An 18,690-nucleotide genomic window follows, 5' to 3' on the forward strand; every position below is an offset into this window, starting at 1 on the left:
CGGGGCGTCCGTTGTCGACGCGATAGAGGGCAGCCACTTCGCCGCGAAGCCACGAAAGGTCGAGAACCTGATCGATCTTCACCAGCACATGGTCATCGGGGATCAGTTCCCGCAACGACCCGGTGATGAAAAGCTCCAGTTGCCCGCGCTCCTTCCGACCCAGCATCGCAGCCTCCCATCCGCCGATACGGAAAGTGAGTCAGAGACATGGTGCTTTTTCAACAGCCCCCCGGATCGATTGCTTTACGCTTCGGCCGCCGAACCAGGTCTGGTCCATGGATTTCGCGTTCCGCGGACCTTCGGTTCATGGCCGATCGCCGCGCTGACGGGCGGCAGTTCCGGCTGCTGAACGTGCTGGACGACTTCAACCGCGAGGGCCTTGGTATCGAAGTCGACTTCTCGCTGCCTGCCGAACGGGTGGTCCGATCCCTGAACCAGATCATCGAATGGCGCGGCAAGCCCTTGGCGATCCGGGTCGACAACGGCCCGGAATACGTCAGTTCCACTCTGATGACCTGGGCCGAGAAGCAGGGCATAGCCCTGACCTACATCCAGCCCGGCAAGCCGCAGCAGAACGCCTACGTCGAGCGCTACAACCGGACGGTCCGACACGAATGGCTGGACCTCTACATCTTTGAAACCATCGAGGAGGTGCAGCAGATCGCTACGGAATGGCTATGGACCTACAACAACGAACGCCCCAACATGGGTATCGGCGGCATCACACCCGCCATGAAGCTGAAAATGGCCGCGTGAGTTCTACGGTCGCGCCCCGCTAAAACGGGGAGGATTACCCGTGCAAGCAGATGGAGCCCGGCCCTGAAGCCGTCGGATCAATCGCCGCACTCTAGCAGCCGGGACAAGCCGGACTCGAATGCGTCGGCGTCAGGGCCAAGCAGCGCAAGCAACTGGGCCTGGAAATCATCGGCCACAAAGGCCAGCCTTTTCATCAGTGCTTCGCCCTGCGGCGTCAGTTCAAGCACGATCAGCCGCCGATCCTTGCCATGGTCGGACTTGGCGACATAGCCGGCCTTCTGCAGACGGGCAGCGGCCCGGCTGACAACCGACTTGTCCAGGTGAACCCGCTGCGTGATGTCGCGAACGCTGACGGCGCCCGAATGGCCCAGATGCGCCAGAACGCGCCATTCAGGAATACTCAGCCCGGCCTCGGCTGCGTAACGGGCAGCAAAGCGGCGGCTTACTTCGGTCGCGGCGATGGACAGCCGGTAAGGCAGGAACCGGTCCAACTGGAATGGCATCGAAATCTCCTTGCCCAAGGATAGCCGCAACCCGTTGCAGGCGCAACAAGCTTGACGCCGTTGCGCCTGCAACGGTATAGACGTTGCGGGAACAACGATCCGCAGGAGGAGCGCGATGACGACACCTGATCTTCCCGCCGGCATGATCCGCGCGACCGTGACCACCGGCACGGTCCAGGGATACATGCCGGGCTTTGGCAACGATTTCGAGACCGAGGCCCTGCCCGGCGCCCTGCCGCAAGGCCAGAACAGCCCGCAAAAGGTGAATTACGGCCTCTATGCCGAACAATTGTCGGGCACCGCCTTCACCGCCCCCCGAGGCCAGAACGAACGGACCTGGTGCTATCGCATCCGCCCCTCGGTTCAGCATACGGGGCGGTTTTCGCCGATCGACCTGCCCTATTGGAAGACCGCGCCGAACATCGCAGCCCATGGTCCCGGCGCGCAGAACATCACAAGCCTGGGCCAATACCGGTGGGATCCGATCCCCGTGCCGGACGAGGATCTGACCTGGATCACCGGGATGCGCACCATCACCACCGCCGGCGACGTGAACATCCAGGTCGGCATGGCAAGCCACGTTTACCTGGTCACGCGGTCGATGCAGGATGAATATTTCTTCTCTGCCGATAGCGAATTGCTGGTCGTTCCGCAGCTGGGGCGTCTGCGCTTTTGCACCGAACTGGGCGTCATCGACCTCGAACCGAAAGAGATCGCCATTCTTCCCCGCGGCCTGGTCTATCGGGTCGAGTTGCTGGAGGGCCCGGCCCGCGGCTTCGTCTGCGAGAATTACGGGCAGAAGTTCGACCTGCCCAATCGCGGCCCCATCGGGGCGAACTGCATGGCCAATCCGCGCGATTTCAAGTGCCCCGTCGCGGCCTTCGAGGACAAGGAGACCCGCTCACGCGTGGTCATCAAGTGGTGCGGTCAGTTTCACGAAACCTGGATCGACCATTCGCCCCTGGACGTTGTGGCCTGGCACGGCAATTACTGCCCCTTCAAATACGACCTGCGGACCTATTCCCCGGTCGGCGCCATCCTGTTCGACCATCCCGACCCCTCGATCTTTACCGTGCTGACCGCGCCTTCGGGCCAGGAGGGGACGGCCAATATCGACTTCGTGCTGTTCCGCGAGCGCTGGATGGTGGCCGAGCACAGCTTCCGCCCGCCCTGGTATCACAAGAACATCATGTCCGAGCTGATGGGCAACATCTACGGCCAGTATGACGCCAAGCCCCAAGGCTTTGCCCCCGGGGCCATCAGCCTGCACAACTGCATGTTGCCGCACGGGCCGGACAAGGATGCGTTCGAGCGCGCCTCGAACAGCGATCTGCATCCCGAAAAGCTGGACGAGACCATGTCCTTCATGTTTGAAACCCGCTTTCCCCAGCACCTGACCGAATTCGCTGCACGCGAGGCGCCGATGCAGCAGGAATACCGAGAGGTCTGGCAGCACCTGGACAAGAAATTCGACGGCACGCCCGGCGTGAAGTAAGCCCCAGGCGGCGCGGGCAGACCGCGGCGCTCATCTGCGCCAGGGCAGCCCGCTGCGCGTGCGGACGGGCGCGGATTCCGCCAGAAGCGCGGGGCGATCCCCGGCAGTTTCGGGGTGCGCTGACCGAAACCGCCATCTCTGTCAGCCTGACCAGGACGCCGTCGATCCAGGCGTCCAGACTGCCGCCGCACCTGCCAAGGCCGGTTTGCGCCGGCACCAGCGCGCTGGTCTGCGCCGCGATCACTCATCGCCGTGATCCGCACAGATCATTGCATTTGAAACGAATCCGGATATTCATTTCAAATGAAACGTTCCGGACAGCCCGGACCGGTTCGGACAGGCGGCAAAAGGGGGCCCGGATGACCGATCCATCCCTGCGCAGCTGGGTGGCTGCCGCAAATGATGAAAACGGCGATTTCCCGCTGCAGAACCTGCCCTATGGCGTGTTTTCGGACAAGGGGCGGCCACCCCGCTGCGGCGTGGCGATTGGCGACATGATCCTTGATCTGGCGGAATGCGAAGCGCGCGGGCTGCTGGATGCCAAGGGCACGTTCCGCGCGCCGCAGCTCAATGACTTCATGGCCCTGGGCCGCGGCACATGGGACCGCATCCGCGCGACGCTGACGCGCCTGCTTGGCGAGGATGGCGATCGCAGCCTGCCGCTGGTGCCCATGGCCGATGCCAGGCTGCACCTGCCGATCCGGGTGACCGAGTTCACCGACTTCTACGCATCCAGAAACCATGCGTTCAACGTGGGTGTCCTGTTTCGGGGGCCGGACCATGCGCTGCCGCCGCAATGGACGCATATGCCCATCGGCTATAATGGCCGCGCCTCGTCCGTCGTGGTCTCGGGCACGCCGATCCGTCGCCCGATGGGCCAGATCAAGGGCGCGGACGGTCCCGTCTGGACCGCCAGCCGCCGCCTGGACCTGGAGCTGGAACTGGGCGCCATCGTGGGCGCGGACAGCCGGATGGGGCAGCGGATCAGCGTGGAAGAGGCCGAGGACATGATATTCGGCTATGTTCTTCTGAACGACTGGTCGGCGCGCGACATTCAGGCCTGGGAATACCAGCCGCTTGGCCCCTTCCAGGCCAAGGCACTTGGCACGACCATCAGCCCGTGGATCGTGACTCAGGCCGCGCTGGAGCCTTTCCGATGCCCGGGCGCCAAGCGGGACAACCCGATTCTGCCCTATCTTCAGGAACAGCGGCCCGGATTTTACGACCTGACGCTTGGCTGGACCATGAACGGCCAGACGATGGCGCAGACGAACTACAAGGTGATGTATTGGTCTTCGGCCCAGCAGCTGGCGCATCACGCGGTGTCCGGCTGTCCCATGAGGGTCGGCGATCTGCTGGGCACCGGCACGATCTCGGGCCCCTCGCTGGACCAGACCGGCGCGCTGCTGGAGATGACGCAGGGCGGCCAGAACCCCGTCCGGGTCGCCGGCGCCGAGCGTGTCTTTATCGAGGACGGCGACGAGGTCGGGCTCTATGGCTATGCCCAGGGCGACGGCTACCGCATCGGCTTTGGCCCCTGCACCGGCACGATCCTTCCAGCGGATGAGTAAGCCCGCATGTCCCTGCCGACGCCACGTCCGGTCCTGCACGATTACTAGCGTTCCTCGGCCTGTTACCGGGTGCGGATCGCGCTGAACCTCAAGGGTATCGGCTTTGACCGGGTGCCTGTGGACCTGGCCGCCGGAGAGCATCGGCATCCGGGTCATCTGGCGGTGAACCCGCAGGGGCGTGTGCCGGTTGGCGCACGTGCCGGGGCCGCGCCGCGCGCCTGCGACGCCCGTCACGGCCGAGCCGCTTGTCGCGTTGTCCTGGCTGCCGCCCCGGCACCCTATCGTGGTCAACGCGTTCGCGCCCTGGGCCTGAGAGGTCAAGCGCGTGACGGAAGGCCGCTTGACCATGCACATCAGGGGCAAGCCTCTCGGCAGCCCTCCGGCGCATTTCGACATGATGCGCGACGGGGTGGCCGACATCCCCCATGGCCTCGATGCCGCGCCTGGAATCCTGATCCCTCCCATTGGGTGCGGATCATTCTTGGCCTGTTGACCGAAGCCGACATCGGCACACCGTTTCCGGCGGGCATGATCCCCGGCGTCCCGAGCGTCATCGGCTATCTGCTTGCCGTGATGGCGCCCATCCGGCAGAGGCCAGACCCTGCGCCGAACGCGGCCCGGCCTGACCAAAGCACCGACGACCGGGGACCGGCTTGGCGAAGGCGGCTCGGGCAGGTCGTGACACCGGCACCGCAGCCCGATCTGTCAGCCATCGGCGCAAGCCTGAAAGACGGCTTCACGGCGCCAACCGGCACGGCAGGGAACGGGCCGGCCGATCCTGCCGGCAGGGATGGCGCCAGATCCCGTGTCGCAATCTGCAACCCGTCATCCGATGGGAACGCCCCTTTCATCCTTCAACGTCTTCAGCACGATTTCAGATCGGACCTGCGCGATTTGCGGATGCGGCAGCAATTGGCGGTGGACGAAATCCGCAAATCCTTCCAGGTCTCGGGCGCGGATATCCAGGATGTAATCGGCATCACCCGAGACCGAAAACGCCGATCGGATCATCGGCTGGCTGGCGACGAAGGCGGCGAATTCCTCTTCGCGGCCCTGGCCGTGACCGCGCAGGTTGACGCGGATGATGGCGCGGAAGCCATGGCCCATGCGCGTGGCGGATAATCGGGCGCTGTAGCCCTCGATGACGCCGCCCGCCTCCAGCGCAGTCCGGCGGCGCGAGACCTGGCTGGCCGACAGGCCGACGACCTCGGCCAGGGCGGCATTGGTCAGCGACCCGTCGCGTTGCAGTGCGGCCAGAATGGCAATGTCCAGGCGATCCATGCGCCCATCATGCGGCCTTGGCGGAAAGGACGCAATGCCTGTGCCTATTCCGCGTTCACGCAGCCGTCTTTGCACGCCCCTTGCAGATCGGATGCGCCATCATCCTGGCCAGCGAACAGGAGGAGAGATTCATGGGTCCGTTCCCGCACAACGCCCCCAAGGCGACCATCAGCGCGGCCAACCCGGCCGGCACCGACGGCTTCGAATTCGTGGAATTCGCCCATCCGCAGCCCGAGATGCTGGACCGCATCTTCCGCCAGATGGGCTTTGTCCCGGTCGCCAGGCACAAGCGCAAGGACATCACGCTATACCGTCAGGGCGACATCAACTATCTGCTGAACGCCGAGCCGGGCAGCCAGGGCGCGCAGTTCGTCGCCGCGCACGGCCCCTGCGCCCCGGCCATGGCCTGGCGCGTGGTGGATGCGCAGGTGGCGCTGAAGCGGGCGCTGGATCTGGGCGCGACGGAATATGTCGGCCCCGGCAAGTCCATCGAGGCGCCTGCGGTCCATGGCATCGGCGGCTCGCTGCTGTATTTCATCGACCGCTACGGCGATGCGGGCAGCGCCTACGACGCCGATTACGACTGGCTGGATCAGGCCGATCCGCGCCCCGAGGGTTTTGGCTTCTACTACCTGGACCACCTGACCCACAACGTGATCCGCGGCAACATGGACACCTGGTACAAGTTCTACCACGACACGTTCAATTTCCGCGAGATCAAGTATTTCGACATCAAGGGCAAGCAGACCGGTCTGGTCAGCCGCGCCCTGACCTCGCCCGACGGCAAGATCCGCATCCCCATCAACGAAAGCACGGACGATCACAGCCAGATCGAGGAATATCTGCGCGAATACAAGGGCGAAGGCATCCAGCACATCGCCATCGCCACCAACGACATCTATGCCAGCACCGACAGGATTGCCGAGGCCGGGATGGCGTTCATGCCCGGCCCGCCCGACACCTATTACGAGATGTCGCATCGCCGCGTGAAGGGCCATGACGAGCCGCTGGACCGCATGAAGCGCCACGGCATCCTCATCGACGGCGAGGGCGTGGTGGGTGGCGGCGAGACGCGCATCCTGCTGCAGATCTTCTCGAAAACCGTGATCGGCCCGATCTTCTTCGAGTTCATCCAGCGCAAGGGCGATGACGGCTTCGGCGAGGGCAATTTCCGCGCCCTCTTCGAGTCGATCGAGGAAGACCAGATCCGCCGCGGCGTCCTGACCGCCGCGGCCGACTAGAAAGGGGCGGCGCGGCGGCTGGATCACCGCCGCGCCCACCAGCATGGCCTGGACCGATTACCGCAGCGCGCCCGCGCCCGGCACGCCCATCTGCCGGGCGGCCGAGATCACGGCCGTCCACCCCCTGACCGTCACGACCGGACGCGGCGGCTTTCCGCTGCTGGTCCTGCGCGACGGCGACACGATCCGCGCCTTCGTCAATGCCTGCCCGCACCAATACCTGCCGCTGGATTATCGCGGCACGACGCTGCTTTCGGCCGATGGCACCCGGCTTCTGTGCACGGCCCATGGCGCCAGCTTCGACAAATCCACAGGCGCGGCCATCGCGGGGGCCGATTGCGGCCTGGACCCGGTGCCCGTGCATGTGGCCGACGGGATGGTCTGCATCGGCGGGGCCTGAGGGCGGCCCAGCCATCTCTGCCGGGCCTGATCGGTCATTGCCTGCCCTGAAGAACGGACGAAAGCCCCAGGGCGGGGTTGACGGATCAACGGCCTTCACAGCCCTGGCGCCCCGCCGGAACAGGATGCTTCAGCCACCCCCGGCCAGGTGCCGGGCAAGCACCGCCAGCGCCAACAGCACAACGGAATGCGTGGCCGGCGGCGTGCCTTGCATCCGGCCATGCTTGCGCTCTGGCGGATCTGCCCGGGCAGCGCCAAACCTTCACGATGCTGTCATCGGGATGTCACGCTTCGGCCCTATTCCGGGCGCGGAATGGAGTGGACATGACGCAGATACGGGCCTTGGGCCTTGGCAAATCCTTTGGCGGCAATCCGGTTCTGTCGGGCATCGACCTGACGCTGCCGGGCGGCGCATTCCTTGCGCTGCTGGGGCCGTCGGGTTGCGGCAAGACCACGCTGCTGCGCCTGATCGCCGGGTTCGAGTTGGCCGATACCGGCACGCTGCACCTGGGCGGCCGCGCCGTTGCTGGACCGGGGCTGCACGTGCCGCCCGAACAGCGCGGGCTGGGGATGGTGTTCCAGTCCTATGCGCTCTGGCCGAACATGACGGTCGCGGGGAATGTGGAATTCGCCCTGCAAACCCGCCTGCCCGCCTCTGCCCGCCGCGCCCGCACGGCCGAGATGCTGCAAGCCGTGGGCCTGGCCCATCTGGCCGACCGCCGCCCGCATGAATTGTCGGGCGGCCAGCGCCAGCGCGTCGCCCTGGCCCGTGCGCTGGCCCCCAGCCCGCAGCTTCTGCTGCTGGACGAGCCGCTGGCGAATCTGGACGCGCATCTGCGCCACCGGATGCTGGCCGAGTTCCGGCGCCTTCATGCGGCCACCGGGACGACCTTCATCCTGGTGACCCATGACCAGGACGAGGCCATGGCCGTCGCCAGCCATATCGCCGTGATGGACGGGGGCCGCATCGCGCAGATGGGCAGCCCGGAAACGCTTTACCGCCGCCCGGCGACGCCGATGGTCGCCCGTTTCATCGGCCATGGCGCGACCCTGCCGGTCGAGGTTCTGGCCCACCAGTCCGACCGCTGCCGCATCCGCCTTGGCCATGCGCAGCTGGAGCTGCCGGGAAGCGCCGCCCCCGGTCCCGGCTGGCTGTGCCTGCACCGCGAGGATCTGCGGCTTGCCCATGGCGCCGGGCATCTGCGGGCCGAGATCCTGTCGCGCAGCTTTCAGAACGGCGCCTGGCTGACCCATGTCCTGCCGCGCGACGCGGGCCTGGATGTTCTCAGCCTCTGCCTGCCCGAGCCACTGGCGCCGGGCGCCGAGATCGGGATCGACATCGCCCAGGGCTGGATCATCGGCGGGAATGCCGCCGCCCCGGCCCGCCTGCCCGAAGCCGCCCATGCCTGAACTGCGCGCCATTTCGGGGATCGGCGTCAAGGGCCCGGCCTGCTTTCTTCTGACCATCCAGGGCCGCAACCTTCTGCTGGATCTGGGCCGCGGCCCCGATGCGGCGCGGCTGCCGGACCTTGGCGGCCTGCCGCCCATCGACGCGGTGCTGTTCAGCCATGGCCATGTCGATCACACCGGCGGGCTGGACCAGTGGCAGAGGCTTGGCGCACCGCCGCTTTACGCCCCCTGCCCCACCATCGCCCTGGCCGAGGACGGCCCCCTGACCCAGGCCGCCCCGCTGGACGGGCGGACCGAGATTCTGGGCCTGCCGCTGCTGACCGGGGCCGCCGGCCACGCGCCGGGCGCGGTCTGGATGCGGATCGGGGGCGCAGAGGGCCTGCTCTATTCCGGCGATCTCAGCCGCGAGAGCCTGCTTTACCGCAACGATCCGTTGCCCCGCGCGGCGGCGATGGTGCTGGACTGCGCCTATGGCACGGCGGACGAACCGCTGGCCGCCCAGATCACGATCATCGAGGCGCTGGCGGATCAACCGCTGCTGCTGCCCTGCCCCGCAGGCGGGCGCGGGCTGGAAATCGCAGCCCATTTCCTTGCCGCCGGCCATGCCGTCCGCATCTGCCCCGCCCATCGCCGCGTCGCGCAGAGGCTGGCGGATCACCGCGACTGGCTGACCCCGAAGGGGCGCGAGATGCTGGACAGCCTGCAGGGCGCGGGCGATCTGGACCCGGACGGGCCGCTTTGCGGCATCATGATCGCCGCCGGCCCCAATGCCGAACGCGGCGCCTCGAAGCCGCTGGCCGCGCGGATCGCGGCTTCGGGCGGGGCGCGGATCGTGCTGACCGGCCATGTCGCCAAGGGCAGCCCGGCCGAGGCGCTGGTGGCCGCCGGCAAGGCCCGGTTCCACCGCTGGAACGTCCACCCCACGCTGACCCAGGCCAAGGCCCTGGTGGCCGAAGCCGCCCCGCGCGCCATGCTGGCCGCCTTTTGCGGCAGCGCCGCGCTGGCAGAACTGCGCGCCCGCACCGACTGGCCGCTGGCCCATGGCGAAAGGCTTGTCTGGTGAGCCTGTTCCTGCACCCGGTCTTCTATCTCTTGCGCCACGGCCGGACAGCGCATAACGCCGCCGACCTGATCGCCGGCGCAACCGATGCACCGCTTGACGACGAGGGCCGCCGCCAGGCCGAAGCCGCCGCCCGCCACTGGCAGGCGCTGCCGATCGGCCGCCTGCATGTCTCGCCCCTGTTGCGCGCGCGCCAGACGGCCGAGGCCCTGCTGAAGCGCCGCCCCGACCTGCGCCCCCTGCCCGCGCCCCTGCTGGCCGAACGCAACTGGGGCCCCTGGGAGGGTCAGCCCCGCGCGATCCTGGACCGCGACGCCACGCCCCAGGGCGGCGAAAGCCCGCAGGCCTTCCGTGCCCGCGTCAACGCCGCCTGCGCTGCCATCCCCGCCCCCGCGCCGGGCGAGGCGCCGCCTTTGCTGATCGCCCATTCCGGCACCGCGCGCGAGATCGCCGCCCTGCTGGATGTGCCCTTCATCCGTCCGCCGAACTGCGCCCTGATCCGCTATTACCGCGGCCCGGACGGCGCCTGGCGGGCCGATCCGCCGATGCTTCCGGCCCCCTTTTCCCTTCAGCCATGAGGATCGCATGACCCGCACGCTGCTTCTGACGACCGCCCTGTCCGCGCTGGCCCTGCCGGCACTGGCCGAGACGCTGACCATCTACACCTCGCAGCCGCAGGACCAGATGACCGAAGTCATCGCCGCCTTCAACGAGGCCCATCCCGATATCGAGGTCGAACTGTTCCGCTCGGGCACGACCGAGGTGATGGCGAAACTTCAGGCCGAATTCGCCGCCGGCGGCTCGCCCGCGGATGTGCTGCTGATCGCCGACGCGGTGGCGATGACCCAGCTGAAGGGCGAGGACCGGCTGATGGCCTATCCCGAAGCCCCGGTCGAGGGCATCGACGCGGCGCTTCTGGACCCCGACGCGATGTTCTTCCCCACCAAGCTCATCACCACGGGCATCGTCTATAACACCGATCTGGTCCAGACGCCGCCGACCTCCTGGGCGGACCTGGCCCAGCCCGAGGCGGCGGCACAGACGATCATGCCCTCGCCGCTTTACTCCGGCGCGGCGGCGATCCATGTCGGCACGATGGTCCAGCAGGACCAGTTCGGTTGGGACTATTTCGAGACCCTGGCCGAAAACGGCGCCGTGGCAGGCCAGGGCAACGGCACCGTTCTGGAAGCCGTCGCGCGGGGCGAAAAGGCCTATGGCGTTCTGGTCGAATACATGGCGATGAACGCCAAGGCCCAGGGCTCGCCGGTCGATTTCGTCTTTCCCTCCGAGGGCGTGACCGCCGTGACCCAGCCCGTTGCCATCCTGGCCAGCACCGACGCGCCCCAGGCCGCCCGCGCCTTCGTGGACTGGCAGCTGAGCCGCGCCGCGCAAGAGCAGTCGGTGGCGCAGGGCTACTTTCCCCTGGGCGCCGGGCTTTCTGCGCCCGAAGGCTACCCGGACCCGGCCAGCCTGACCCTGATCGAGGCCGACAATGCCCGCCTTCTGGCCGATGGCGAGACGGTCAAGCAGCGTTTTGCGGATCTTTATGGCGGCTGAGTTGCGGATCGGTCGCATCCTGGGCGACCGCAGAACCGGCGGGGGCGAGCGGATGCTCGCCCTTGTCCTTTGCCTTTACGTGGCCGTCGTCACGATCTGGCCGCTTGGTCAATTGCTGCTGACCGCCTTCCGCCCCGGCCCCGAGGGCGAGCTTCTGGGCACATTGCGCGACACCCTGGCCGCCCGCGCCACCGGCCGCGCCTTCTGGAACACGCTGAGCCTGTCGCTGATCTCGGTCGCCATCTCGACCGGGCTGGGCGTCGCGCTGGCGCTGGCCGTCGGGCTGCTGAAGATGCCGCTGCGGGCCACGCTGTCCTTTCTGATCCTGATGCCGCTTGTCATCCCCTCGCAGACCCTGGCGCTCTCCTGGATCGAGCTGATGGGCGCGCAATCCCCCATCCTGCGCCCGCTGGGACTGGCCCCGTCGCCGGGGGCCGGCAACCCGATGTATTCCCGCGCGGGCATCGCGCTGGTCATGGGGATCGAACATATGCCGCTGGTCTTCATCGCCGTCCGCGCCGCCCTGCGCGGCCTGCCCGCCGATCTGGTCGAGGCCGCCCGCATCGCCGCCATCCCGCCCCGCCGCATCCTTGCCCGCGTGATCCTGCCGCTGACCTATCCTTCGGCGCTGGCCGGGGCGCTGCTGGCCTTTACCGCGGCGGTGGGCAATTTCGGCATCCCCGCGCTGCTGGGCATTCCCGGCCGCGTGCCGATGCTGACCACGCTGATCTATCAGCGGCTGAACGGCTTCGGCCCCTCGGTCGCGGGGCAGGTCGCGGTTCTGGCGCTGATCCTGACGCTGATGGCGGTCGCCGCGCTGCTGCTGCGCAGCGCCGCCATGCGCCGCCTGCGCGTGCCCGTCGAGACCGGGCGCCCGTTCCACCCCACCCGGCCCGCGCCGCTCTGGGCGCAGGGGCTGATCTGGGCGGTGGTCCTGATGATCGCGATCCTGCCACTGGCGGCGCTGGTCATGACCTCTTTCGTGCCGGCCATCGGCGTGCCCTTCTCGCTCGACATCGCCAGTTTCGAGCAATATCGCCGCGTGCTGGCCAATGCCGCGGTGGTGCGGGGCTTTCAGAACTCGCTGGTCCTGTCGGCGCTGGCCGCCGCCATCTGCCTGATCGTCGCCCTGCCGCTGGCCTATCTGGCGACGCGCCGCCCCAGCCCCGCGATGGCCGCGCTGGACCTGGCCGCCGAGGCGCCCTGGGTCGTGCCCGGCACGGTCGTGGCCCTTGCCATGATCCTGGCCTTCCTGCCCCCCCTGCCGCTGATCGGCATGTCGCTTTATGGCACCGGCGCGATCATCCTGATCGCCTATCTGGCCCGCTTCCTGCCGCTGGTCTTGCGCCCGGTCGCCGCCGCCGCCGCCGCCGGCGATCCCGCCCAGGACGAGGCCGCCCGCATCGCCGGCATCGGCCTGTTCCGCCGCCTGGCCCGGATCTTCGCGCCCTCGGTCGCGCCTGCCGCGCTGGCCGGGGCGGTGCTGATCCTGATGACGGCGATGAACGAGCTGACGCTGTCGGCGCTGCTGTGGTCCTCGGGGCGCGAGACGATCGGCGTCATGGTCTTTTCCCTGCAATACGAGGGCAACTCGACCGCCGCCGCCGCCGTCTCGGTCCTTTCGACGCTGCTGCTGATCGGGCTTTGCGCGCTGGCCGAGGCGCTGCTGGGCCGCCGCGCCGCCGCCGCCCTGCCCTGGCGCGCGTGAACGACCCCGGAACGACCCGGGCCGCGCCCATGCGGGGGATGCGGCCGTTTGTCCGGCGCATGTCAGCAAAGCGTCGCAGAGCCGTCGTCTTGCTGTCATCCTTTCCCCTTATCCGGTCCCCGACATCAGGAAAGGGACGCAAGATGAAACATCTGTTGATCACCGCCGCCTTTTGCCTGGGCGGCACCGCCGCTCTGGCCGAATTCCGGCTGGACGCGCGCTATACGGATGCCGATGGCGACATGGTAGCCGATATCCCGACCGACCCGGCCGAACTGGTGGACCCCGCCGAACTGATCTTTGCCTATACCCCGGTCGAGGATCCGGCCGTCTATGCCGAGGCCTGGTCCGATTTCCTGGCCCATCTGGAAGAGGCGACCGGCAGGCCCGTCCAGTTCTTCCCCGTCCAGTCGAACGCCGCCCAGATCGAGGCGATGCGCGCGGGCCGGCTGCATGTGGCGGGCTTCAACACCGGCTCGAACCCGCTGGCCGTCGCCTGCGCGGGCTTTCGCCCCTTTGCCATGATGGCCGCCGAGGATGGCAGCTTCGGCTACGAGATGGAATTCATCACCCATCCCGACAGCGGCATCGAGACCGTCGAGGATATCCGTGGCAAGACCATGGCCTTTACCTCGGAAACCTCGAATTCGGGCTACAAGGCGCCCTCGGCCCTGCTGGCCGCGGAATACGGGATGGAGGCGGGCACCGACTTCACCCCGGCCTTTTCGGGCGCGCATGACAATTCCATCCTGGGCGTCGCCAACCGCGATTACGATGCCGCCGCCATCGCCAATTCCGTGCTGACGCGCATGGTGGAACGGGGCGTGGTGTCGATGGACCAGATCAGGTCCATCTACAAATCCCAGACCTTCCCCACGACCGGCTACGGCACGGCCCACAACCTGACCCCCGAATTGCAGGACGCCATCCGCGAGGCTTTCTTCAGCTTTGACTGGGAAGGCACCTCGCTGGCCGAAGAATTCGGCAAATCGGGCGAAGCGCAGTTCATCCCGATCACCTTCGCCGAACATTGGGCGGTCGTGCGCGACATCGACGCCGCCATGGGCGTCAGCTACGACTGCAACTGATCCCTGACCGGCCTTCGGGCGACGGGCGGGGGCGAACCCCGCCCGAACTCATTTGCGAAAGGGGGGGCGATGCTGAGCATCCGGAACCTGACCAAGACCTACAAGACCGGCGACCGCGCGCTGTCGGATGTCTCGTTCGACCTGCCCAGCGGCCAGGTGGTCGGGCTGATCGGCCCGTCGGGGGCGGGGAAATCGACGCTGATCCGCTGCATCAACCGCCTGGTCGAGCCGACTTCGGGCCGCGTGATGCTGAACGATCTGGACATCACCGCGCTTGGCCCGCGCGATCTGCGCCGGGCGCGCCGCCGCATCGGGATGATCTTTCAGGAATACGCGCTGGTCGAACGCCTGACGGTGATGGAAAACGTGCTGTCGGGGCGCTTGGGCTATGTGCCCTTCTGGCGGTCCTTCACGCGGCGCTTTCCGGGCGCGGACATCCAGCGCGCCTATCGCCTGCTGGACCGGGTCGGCCTGTCGGCGCATGTGGACAAGCGCGCCGACGCGCTGTCGGGCGGCCAGCGCCAGCGTGTCGGCATCGCCCGCGCGCTGGAACAGGAACCCGACCTGCTGCTGATCGACGAACCGACCGCCAGCCTGGACCCGCGCACCTCGCGCCAGATCATGCGGCTCATCACCGAGATCTGCCGCGAAAGCGCCCTGCCCGCCATCATCAACATCCACGACGTGCTGCTGGCGCAGCAATTCACCGACCGCATCATCGGGCTTCAGGCGGGGCGCGTGGTCTTTGACGGCCCGCCCTCGGCGCTGACGAATGCGGTGCTGACCCGCATCTACGGCGCCGAGGACTGGACCGCGATGCAGAAATCCGCCGCCGAGGATGCCCAGGACGAGGCGCAAGCCCGCGCCGAGGCCGACCGCCTGCTGGAGGCGCTGTGATGGCGCATTCACAGGTCTGGCCCGACACCTGGTCCCGCCCGCCCCGGATGATCCGCTCGCGCCCCTGGCGGATCATCCTGGCGGCTGGCGCGATCCTCTATCTGATCCTGGCCATCGGCAGCGTGGATGTGAACTGGACCCGCGTCTCCGAAGGGTGGGAGCGCGGCGCCCGTTTCATCGGCGGCTTTCTGCAACCCGATTTCACCAGCCGCTGGCGCGACATCTCGACGGGGCTGGTGGAAAGCCTGACGATGACGCTGACCTCGACGGTGGTGGGGGTGCTGATCTCGGTCCCGATCGGGCTGGGGGCGGCGCGCAACCTCGCGCCGCGCTGGCTCTATGCGATCTGCCGCGGCATCATCGCCGCCAGCCGGGCGCTACAGGAAATCATCGTGGCGATCTTTTTCGTGGCGCTGTTCGGTTTCGGGGCCTTCGCCGGGTTCCTGACGCTGAGCTTTGCGACCATCGGCTTCATCGCCAAGCTGCTGGCCGAGGATATCGAGGACATGGACCCGGCCCAGGCCGAGGCCATCCGCGCGACCGGCGCAAGCTGGTGGCAGGTCGTCAACTACGCCGTGCAGCCGCAGGTCATGCCGCGGCTTCTGGGCCTCAGCCTCTATCGGCTGGACATCAATTTCCGCGAATCCGCGGTCATCGGGATCGTCGGCGCGGGCGGCATTGGCGCGACGCTGAACACGGCGCTGAACCGCTATGAATACGGCAGTGCAGGGGCGATCCTGCTGATCATCATCGCGATCGTGATGATCGCCGAATATGCCTCGGGCCATCTGCGGAGGATGCTGAAATGACCCATGCCGAAACCTGGCGTCACCGCACGCCGCGCGCGGCGCTGGCGCTGTGGGCGGGCTGGCTGGGGCTGGTCGCGCTGTTCGTCTGGTGCTGGAACCTGATGACGGAACGCACGATGTGGGTCTTTGTCCATGACGCGCCCAATGCCGCCGCCGACCTGATCGGCCGCGCCCTGCCGCCGCGCTGGTCCTATCTGGAACGCCTGTGGCAGCCGCTGATCGACACGATCAACATCGCCACCCTGGGCACGCTTCTGGGCATCGTGCTGGCCGTGCCGCTGGCCTTTCTGGCGGCGTCGAACACCACGCCTTCGCGGCTGATCGCGCGGCCGGTGGCGCTGTTTCTGATCGTGGCGTCGCGGTCGATCAATTCGCTGATCTGGGCGCTCTTGCTGGTCTCGATCCTGGGGCCGGGGCTCCTGGCGGGGATCCTGGCCATCGGCTTTCGCTCGGTCGGCTTCATCGGCAAGCTGCTTTACGAGGCGATCGAGGAAACCGACATCACCCAGATCGAGGCCGTCACCGCCACCGGCGCCAGCCCTCTGCAGGTGCTGAATTACGGCATCGTGCCGCAGGTTCTGCCCACGTTCTACGGCATCTCGGTCTTTCGGTGGGACATCAACATCCGCGAAAGCGCGATCCTGGGGCTGGTCGGCGCGGGCGGCATCGGCGCGCAGTTGCAGGCCAGCCTGAACGTGCTGGCCTGGCCGCAGGTGACGCTGATCATCCTGGTCATCCTGGCGACGGTGGTCGTGTCGGAATGGGTCTCGGCCAGGGTCCGCCACGCGATCGTCTAGCCCCCGGAGACGCCAGGCCCGGCTGGCAGAGGCGCAGGAAGGTGCGGCAGAGGATCATCCGCGCCTCGCCGCGCAGATCGGCCCGCATCACGGCGCCTTGGCCTTGGGGCGGGGATGGGCAATTCCGGGCGAAGCCCTCTGGTCCGGGGCCTTCCACAGATAGGCAAAGCCGGGCGCCATCAATCGTGACACGACGATGCCGGCAATATCGACCGATCGGGAATGCAGCGTCGGATCCCAGAAGATGTTGCCTTCCAGAATGACCGGTCCGCTGGGGCCGAAGGCAGGTGGTCTTGCCCCCGTTTCACCGGACACTCAGGGGGTGGCGATTTGATCCGCGATGAGCTCGCGGGGCGAGCGCATTTTCGGCCCTGAATGCGGGTGGCTGTCGTTGTAGTCTTCGATCCAGCCTCCGATCAGTCCGAGAACGGTCTGGGCATCCGGCAGCGGTGTGATCTGGCCGCACGCGCGCTTCAGCGTCTTCACGAATGCCTCCGAGATGCGTGCTGCGCACCTCTGCGGGGTCTGCACCGGCGTGAAGCAGGGCTTCAGGCCCAGTTGCCGTGCGAAGATCTGCGTGTCCTTCGCGATGGAGGGCGGGCCGTTGTCTGACAGCACCTTGACGACCGAGGGCGCATGGTATGCGCCGAAGCGGCGTTCGACGGCTTTCTGAGCATCAGCTTGCCGAGCCACGTATCCTCGGGGGTGCCGCGTCGGCAGGCGCCCATCATCGCGGCCATGGCGCCGATTACCAGCAATCGCCGGATGTCGTGCTGGTCGGCCTTCGATACCTTCCCCAGCCGCGCCTTGCCGCCGGAGGAGTTCTGTCGCGGCACGAGGCCGAGCCAGGGTGAGCGGGATCAGCAACCTTTCCGGTGGACAGGTTGCCCCGCGAACAAGTCGCGCCTGCGCCGGAAGGTCTCCATCGGCGGCGCGAAGGCCTCGATCGCCATCGCGGTGATCGGACCGACGCCAGGCATGGTCTGCCTGAGCTTGGCCCAGCGGCTTTCCTTCGACAGCTCCGCGATCTGCGCGTCGAGCTCGGCAATCTCGTCGCCAAGGCTCCCGATCTGGCGGAGGATGCCACGACATGCGATCCGCGCAGGCCGGGGCAGATCGCTGCTCTCGTCCTCCAGCACCGCGACCAGCTTCGGCAGGTGCTGCAGGCCAACCGGTGCGATGTAGCCGAACTCGTAGAGATGCGAGCGCAGCGCGTTCACCAGCTCGATCCGCTGCGCGACGACCTTCTGGCGGACGCGGAACACCACGGCGCGGGCTTGTTGCTCGGCGCTCTTGGGTTCGACGAAACGCATGTGCGGGCGGGTCGCGGCCTCGGCAATCGCCTCGGCGTCGGCCGCATCGTTCTTCTGCCGCTTGACTTAGGGCGTGACGTAGTGCGGCGAGATCACCTTCACGCTGTGACCCAGCGCTGCCATCTCGCGCGCCCAGTAATGCGAGCCCGGACAGGCTTCCATCGCCACCGTGCGCGGCGGCTGCGATGCCATGAACCGCTGGAACTGCAGACGCGTGAGCTTTTTCCGAAACACGGGCCGCCCGTCCGCCGCGGCGCCGTGCAGCTGGAACACGTTCTTTGCCAGATCGATGCCGATGACGGTAACTTCTTCCATGGATGCCGTCTCAGCTCGCAGGGCGCGCCGTCCTTCGCCTGGTCGAGCAGCGCGTGATCGGCAAGGGCAGCATCTCGGACTGGAGAGGCTGCAGATGCAGCGGCACCGTGAGCCCGTCCTCGGCCCGCCGGGGGCGCAGCCGGACGAAGCACTCGCCGGCGACGAACATCTCCCGCGCGACCATGGCCTGAAGTCCGCAGAAATCGGTCAGCCCGTCGGCATCGGCCTCGTCGGTCCAGGCGAGCCACAGCCGCTGGACGCGATCCCGCAAGCCCGCATCCTCGATCAGCGACGATGGCTTGATGCCGTCCCCGCCGCCCGATTCCCGACACCAAGCTGGTGCGCGAGTGGCAGGGCGAGGAGCACGTCGTCACCGTCCTGACCGACGGCTTCGAATGGCAAGGGCGGCGGTTCAAGTCGCTCTCGGCCGCGGTGCGGGCGATCACCGGCAGTCACTGGAACGGCTGGAAGTTCTTCGGGCTGGCCCATG

At 67.5% G+C, this 18,690-nt stretch carries 18 protein-coding genes and 7 pseudogenes; 16 read left to right on the forward strand and 9 right to left on the reverse strand.

Annotated features, from left to right (window positions below; genetic code table 11):
• The coding region (locus tag KY389_RS12930) for a transposase (protein ID WP_485020558.1) at positions 1 to 166 on the reverse strand (166 nt) is incomplete at its 3' end.
• Between the two features lie 137 nt (positions 167 to 303).
• Between KY389_RS12930 and KY389_RS12935 the strand changes: the two are divergent.
• Positions 304 to 756, forward strand: a pseudogene (locus KY389_RS12935) (IS3-like element ISPam3 family transposase); the annotation flags it as partial.
• Between the two features lie 77 nt (positions 757 to 833).
• On the opposite strand, the gene KY389_RS12940 reads toward KY389_RS12935, so the two are convergent.
• A complete protein-coding gene (locus KY389_RS12940) occupies positions 834 to 1,259 on the reverse strand; it encodes a MarR family winged helix-turn-helix transcriptional regulator (RefSeq protein WP_219831411.1) in 426 nt (141 codons plus the stop codon).
• Positions 1,260 to 1,374: 115 nt separating this feature from the next.
• Here KY389_RS12940 and hmgA point away from each other — a divergent pair, with 115 nt between their 5' ends.
• The 3 genes and pseudogenes from hmgA to KY389_RS15895 all read left to right on the forward strand — a co-directional run.
• Positions 1,375 to 2,754, forward strand: coding sequence for a homogentisate 1,2-dioxygenase (gene hmgA / locus KY389_RS12945; RefSeq protein WP_219831412.1), 1,380 nt, complete (start codon positions 1,375 to 1,377; stop codon positions 2,752 to 2,754).
• Positions 2,755 to 3,113: 359 nt separating this feature from the next.
• Positions 3,114 to 4,325 carry a fumarylacetoacetase gene (gene fahA, locus KY389_RS12950; protein ID WP_219831413.1) on the forward strand — a complete coding sequence of 404 codons (1,212 nt, stop codon included), beginning with the start codon at positions 3,114 to 3,116 and terminating at the stop codon, positions 4,323 to 4,325.
• A gap of 63 nt (positions 4,326 to 4,388) precedes the next feature.
• A pseudogene (locus KY389_RS15895) lies at positions 4,389 to 4,502 on the forward strand (thioredoxin domain-containing protein); the annotation flags it as partial.
• Between the two features lie 648 nt (positions 4,503 to 5,150).
• Here KY389_RS15895 and KY389_RS12960 read toward each other — a convergent pair.
• Positions 5,151 to 5,606 (reverse strand): Lrp/AsnC family transcriptional regulator, encoded by a 456-nt coding sequence (locus KY389_RS12960; protein WP_219831414.1) that lies wholly within the window; start codon positions 5,604 to 5,606, stop codon positions 5,151 to 5,153.
• Between the two features lie 131 nt (positions 5,607 to 5,737).
• On the opposite strand from KY389_RS12960, the gene hppD reads away from it, so the two are divergent.
• The 11 genes from hppD (at position 5,738) to phnE (KY389_RS13015) (ending at position 16,572) form a co-directional block, all read left to right on the forward strand.
• Positions 5,738 to 6,847, forward strand: a complete 1,110-nt coding sequence (gene hppD, locus KY389_RS12965) for a 4-hydroxyphenylpyruvate dioxygenase (RefSeq protein ID WP_219831415.1) — start codon at positions 5,738 to 5,740, stop codon at positions 6,845 to 6,847.
• 43 nt (positions 6,848 to 6,890) lie between these two features.
• Positions 6,891 to 7,247, forward strand: a complete 357-nt coding sequence (locus tag KY389_RS12970; RefSeq protein WP_219831416.1) for a Rieske (2Fe-2S) protein — start codon at positions 6,891 to 6,893, stop codon at positions 7,245 to 7,247.
• A 323-nt stretch (positions 7,248 to 7,570) separates the two neighbouring features.
• A complete protein-coding gene (locus KY389_RS12975; RefSeq protein ID WP_219831417.1) occupies positions 7,571 to 8,656 on the forward strand; it encodes an ABC transporter ATP-binding protein in 1,086 nt (361 codons plus the stop codon).
• Positions 8,649 to 9,719: an MBL fold metallo-hydrolase gene (locus KY389_RS12980; protein WP_219831418.1), complete on the forward strand. Its 1,071-nt coding sequence runs from the start codon at positions 8,649 to 8,651 to the stop codon at positions 9,717 to 9,719. Before KY389_RS12975 ends, KY389_RS12980 begins: the two co-directional genes overlap by 8 nt.
• Positions 9,716 to 10,294, forward strand: coding sequence for a histidine phosphatase family protein (locus KY389_RS12985; RefSeq protein WP_219831419.1), 579 nt, complete (start codon positions 9,716 to 9,718; stop codon positions 10,292 to 10,294). The genes KY389_RS12980 and KY389_RS12985 overlap by 4 nt, the downstream gene beginning before the upstream one ends.
• A gap of 7 nt (positions 10,295 to 10,301) precedes the next feature.
• Positions 10,302 to 11,273 (forward strand): ABC transporter substrate-binding protein, encoded by a 972-nt coding sequence (locus tag KY389_RS12990; RefSeq protein ID WP_219831420.1) that lies wholly within the window; start codon positions 10,302 to 10,304, stop codon positions 11,271 to 11,273.
• Positions 11,263 to 12,981 (forward strand): ABC transporter permease, encoded by a 1,719-nt coding sequence (locus KY389_RS12995; RefSeq protein WP_219831421.1) that lies wholly within the window; start codon positions 11,263 to 11,265, stop codon positions 12,979 to 12,981. The genes KY389_RS12990 and KY389_RS12995 overlap by 11 nt, the downstream gene beginning before the upstream one ends.
• 143 nt (positions 12,982 to 13,124) lie before the next feature.
• Positions 13,125 to 14,069, forward strand: coding sequence for a phosphate/phosphite/phosphonate ABC transporter substrate-binding protein (gene phnD, locus KY389_RS13000; RefSeq protein WP_219831422.1), 945 nt, complete (start codon positions 13,125 to 13,127; stop codon positions 14,067 to 14,069).
• Between the two features lie 69 nt (positions 14,070 to 14,138).
• A complete protein-coding gene (gene phnC / locus KY389_RS13005; protein ID WP_219831423.1) occupies positions 14,139 to 14,966 on the forward strand; it encodes a phosphonate ABC transporter ATP-binding protein in 828 nt (275 codons plus the stop codon).
• The gene (phnE, locus tag KY389_RS13010) at positions 14,966 to 15,775 is read left to right on the forward strand and encodes a phosphonate ABC transporter, permease protein PhnE (protein ID WP_219831424.1); all 810 of its coding nucleotides are present in this window, start codon (positions 14,966 to 14,968) and stop codon (positions 15,773 to 15,775) included. The genes phnC and phnE (KY389_RS13010) overlap by 1 nt, the downstream gene beginning before the upstream one ends.
• Positions 15,772 to 16,572 carry a phosphonate ABC transporter, permease protein PhnE gene (gene phnE, locus KY389_RS13015; protein WP_219831425.1) on the forward strand — a complete coding sequence of 267 codons (801 nt, stop codon included), beginning with the start codon at positions 15,772 to 15,774 and terminating at the stop codon, positions 16,570 to 16,572. Before phnE (KY389_RS13010) ends, phnE (KY389_RS13015) begins: the two co-directional genes overlap by 4 nt.
• 87 nt (positions 16,573 to 16,659) lie before the next feature.
• Here phnE (KY389_RS13015) and KY389_RS13020 read toward each other — a convergent pair whose 3' ends face one another.
• From KY389_RS13020 to KY389_RS13035, 6 genes and pseudogenes are all read right to left on the reverse strand, one after another.
• Positions 16,660 to 16,887 carry a hypothetical protein gene (locus KY389_RS13020; protein ID WP_219831426.1) on the reverse strand — a complete coding sequence of 76 codons (228 nt, stop codon included), beginning with the start codon at positions 16,885 to 16,887 and terminating at the stop codon, positions 16,660 to 16,662.
• Positions 16,888 to 17,241: pseudogene (locus KY389_RS13025) on the reverse strand (integrase core domain-containing protein); the annotation flags it as partial.
• A 71-nt stretch (positions 17,242 to 17,312) separates the two neighbouring features.
• Positions 17,313 to 17,408: pseudogene (locus KY389_RS15900) on the reverse strand (hypothetical protein); the annotation flags it as partial.
• 24 nt (positions 17,409 to 17,432) lie between these two features.
• Positions 17,433 to 17,933, reverse strand: a pseudogene (locus KY389_RS15495) (transposase); the annotation flags it as partial.
• 18 nt (positions 17,934 to 17,951) lie between these two features.
• Entirely contained in the window at positions 17,952 to 18,200 is a 249-nt protein-coding gene (locus KY389_RS15500) for a hypothetical protein (RefSeq protein ID WP_246588123.1), read from the reverse strand.
• Between the two features lie 52 nt (positions 18,201 to 18,252).
• Positions 18,253 to 18,513 (reverse strand): annotated as a pseudogene (locus tag KY389_RS13035) (phage portal protein); the annotation flags it as partial.
• A 2-nt stretch (positions 18,514 to 18,515) separates the two neighbouring features.
• On the opposite strand from KY389_RS13035, the pseudogene KY389_RS13040 reads away from it, so the two are divergent.
• A pseudogene (locus KY389_RS13040) lies at positions 18,516 to 18,683 on the forward strand (DUF2924 domain-containing protein); the annotation flags it as partial.
• Between the last annotated feature and the right edge of the window lie 7 nt (positions 18,684 to 18,690).

This window comes from Paracoccus bogoriensis (assembly GCF_019431455.1).
In the GTDB taxonomy this organism is placed as follows: Bacteria; Pseudomonadota; Alphaproteobacteria; order Rhodobacterales; family Rhodobacteraceae; genus Paracoccus; species Paracoccus bogoriensis.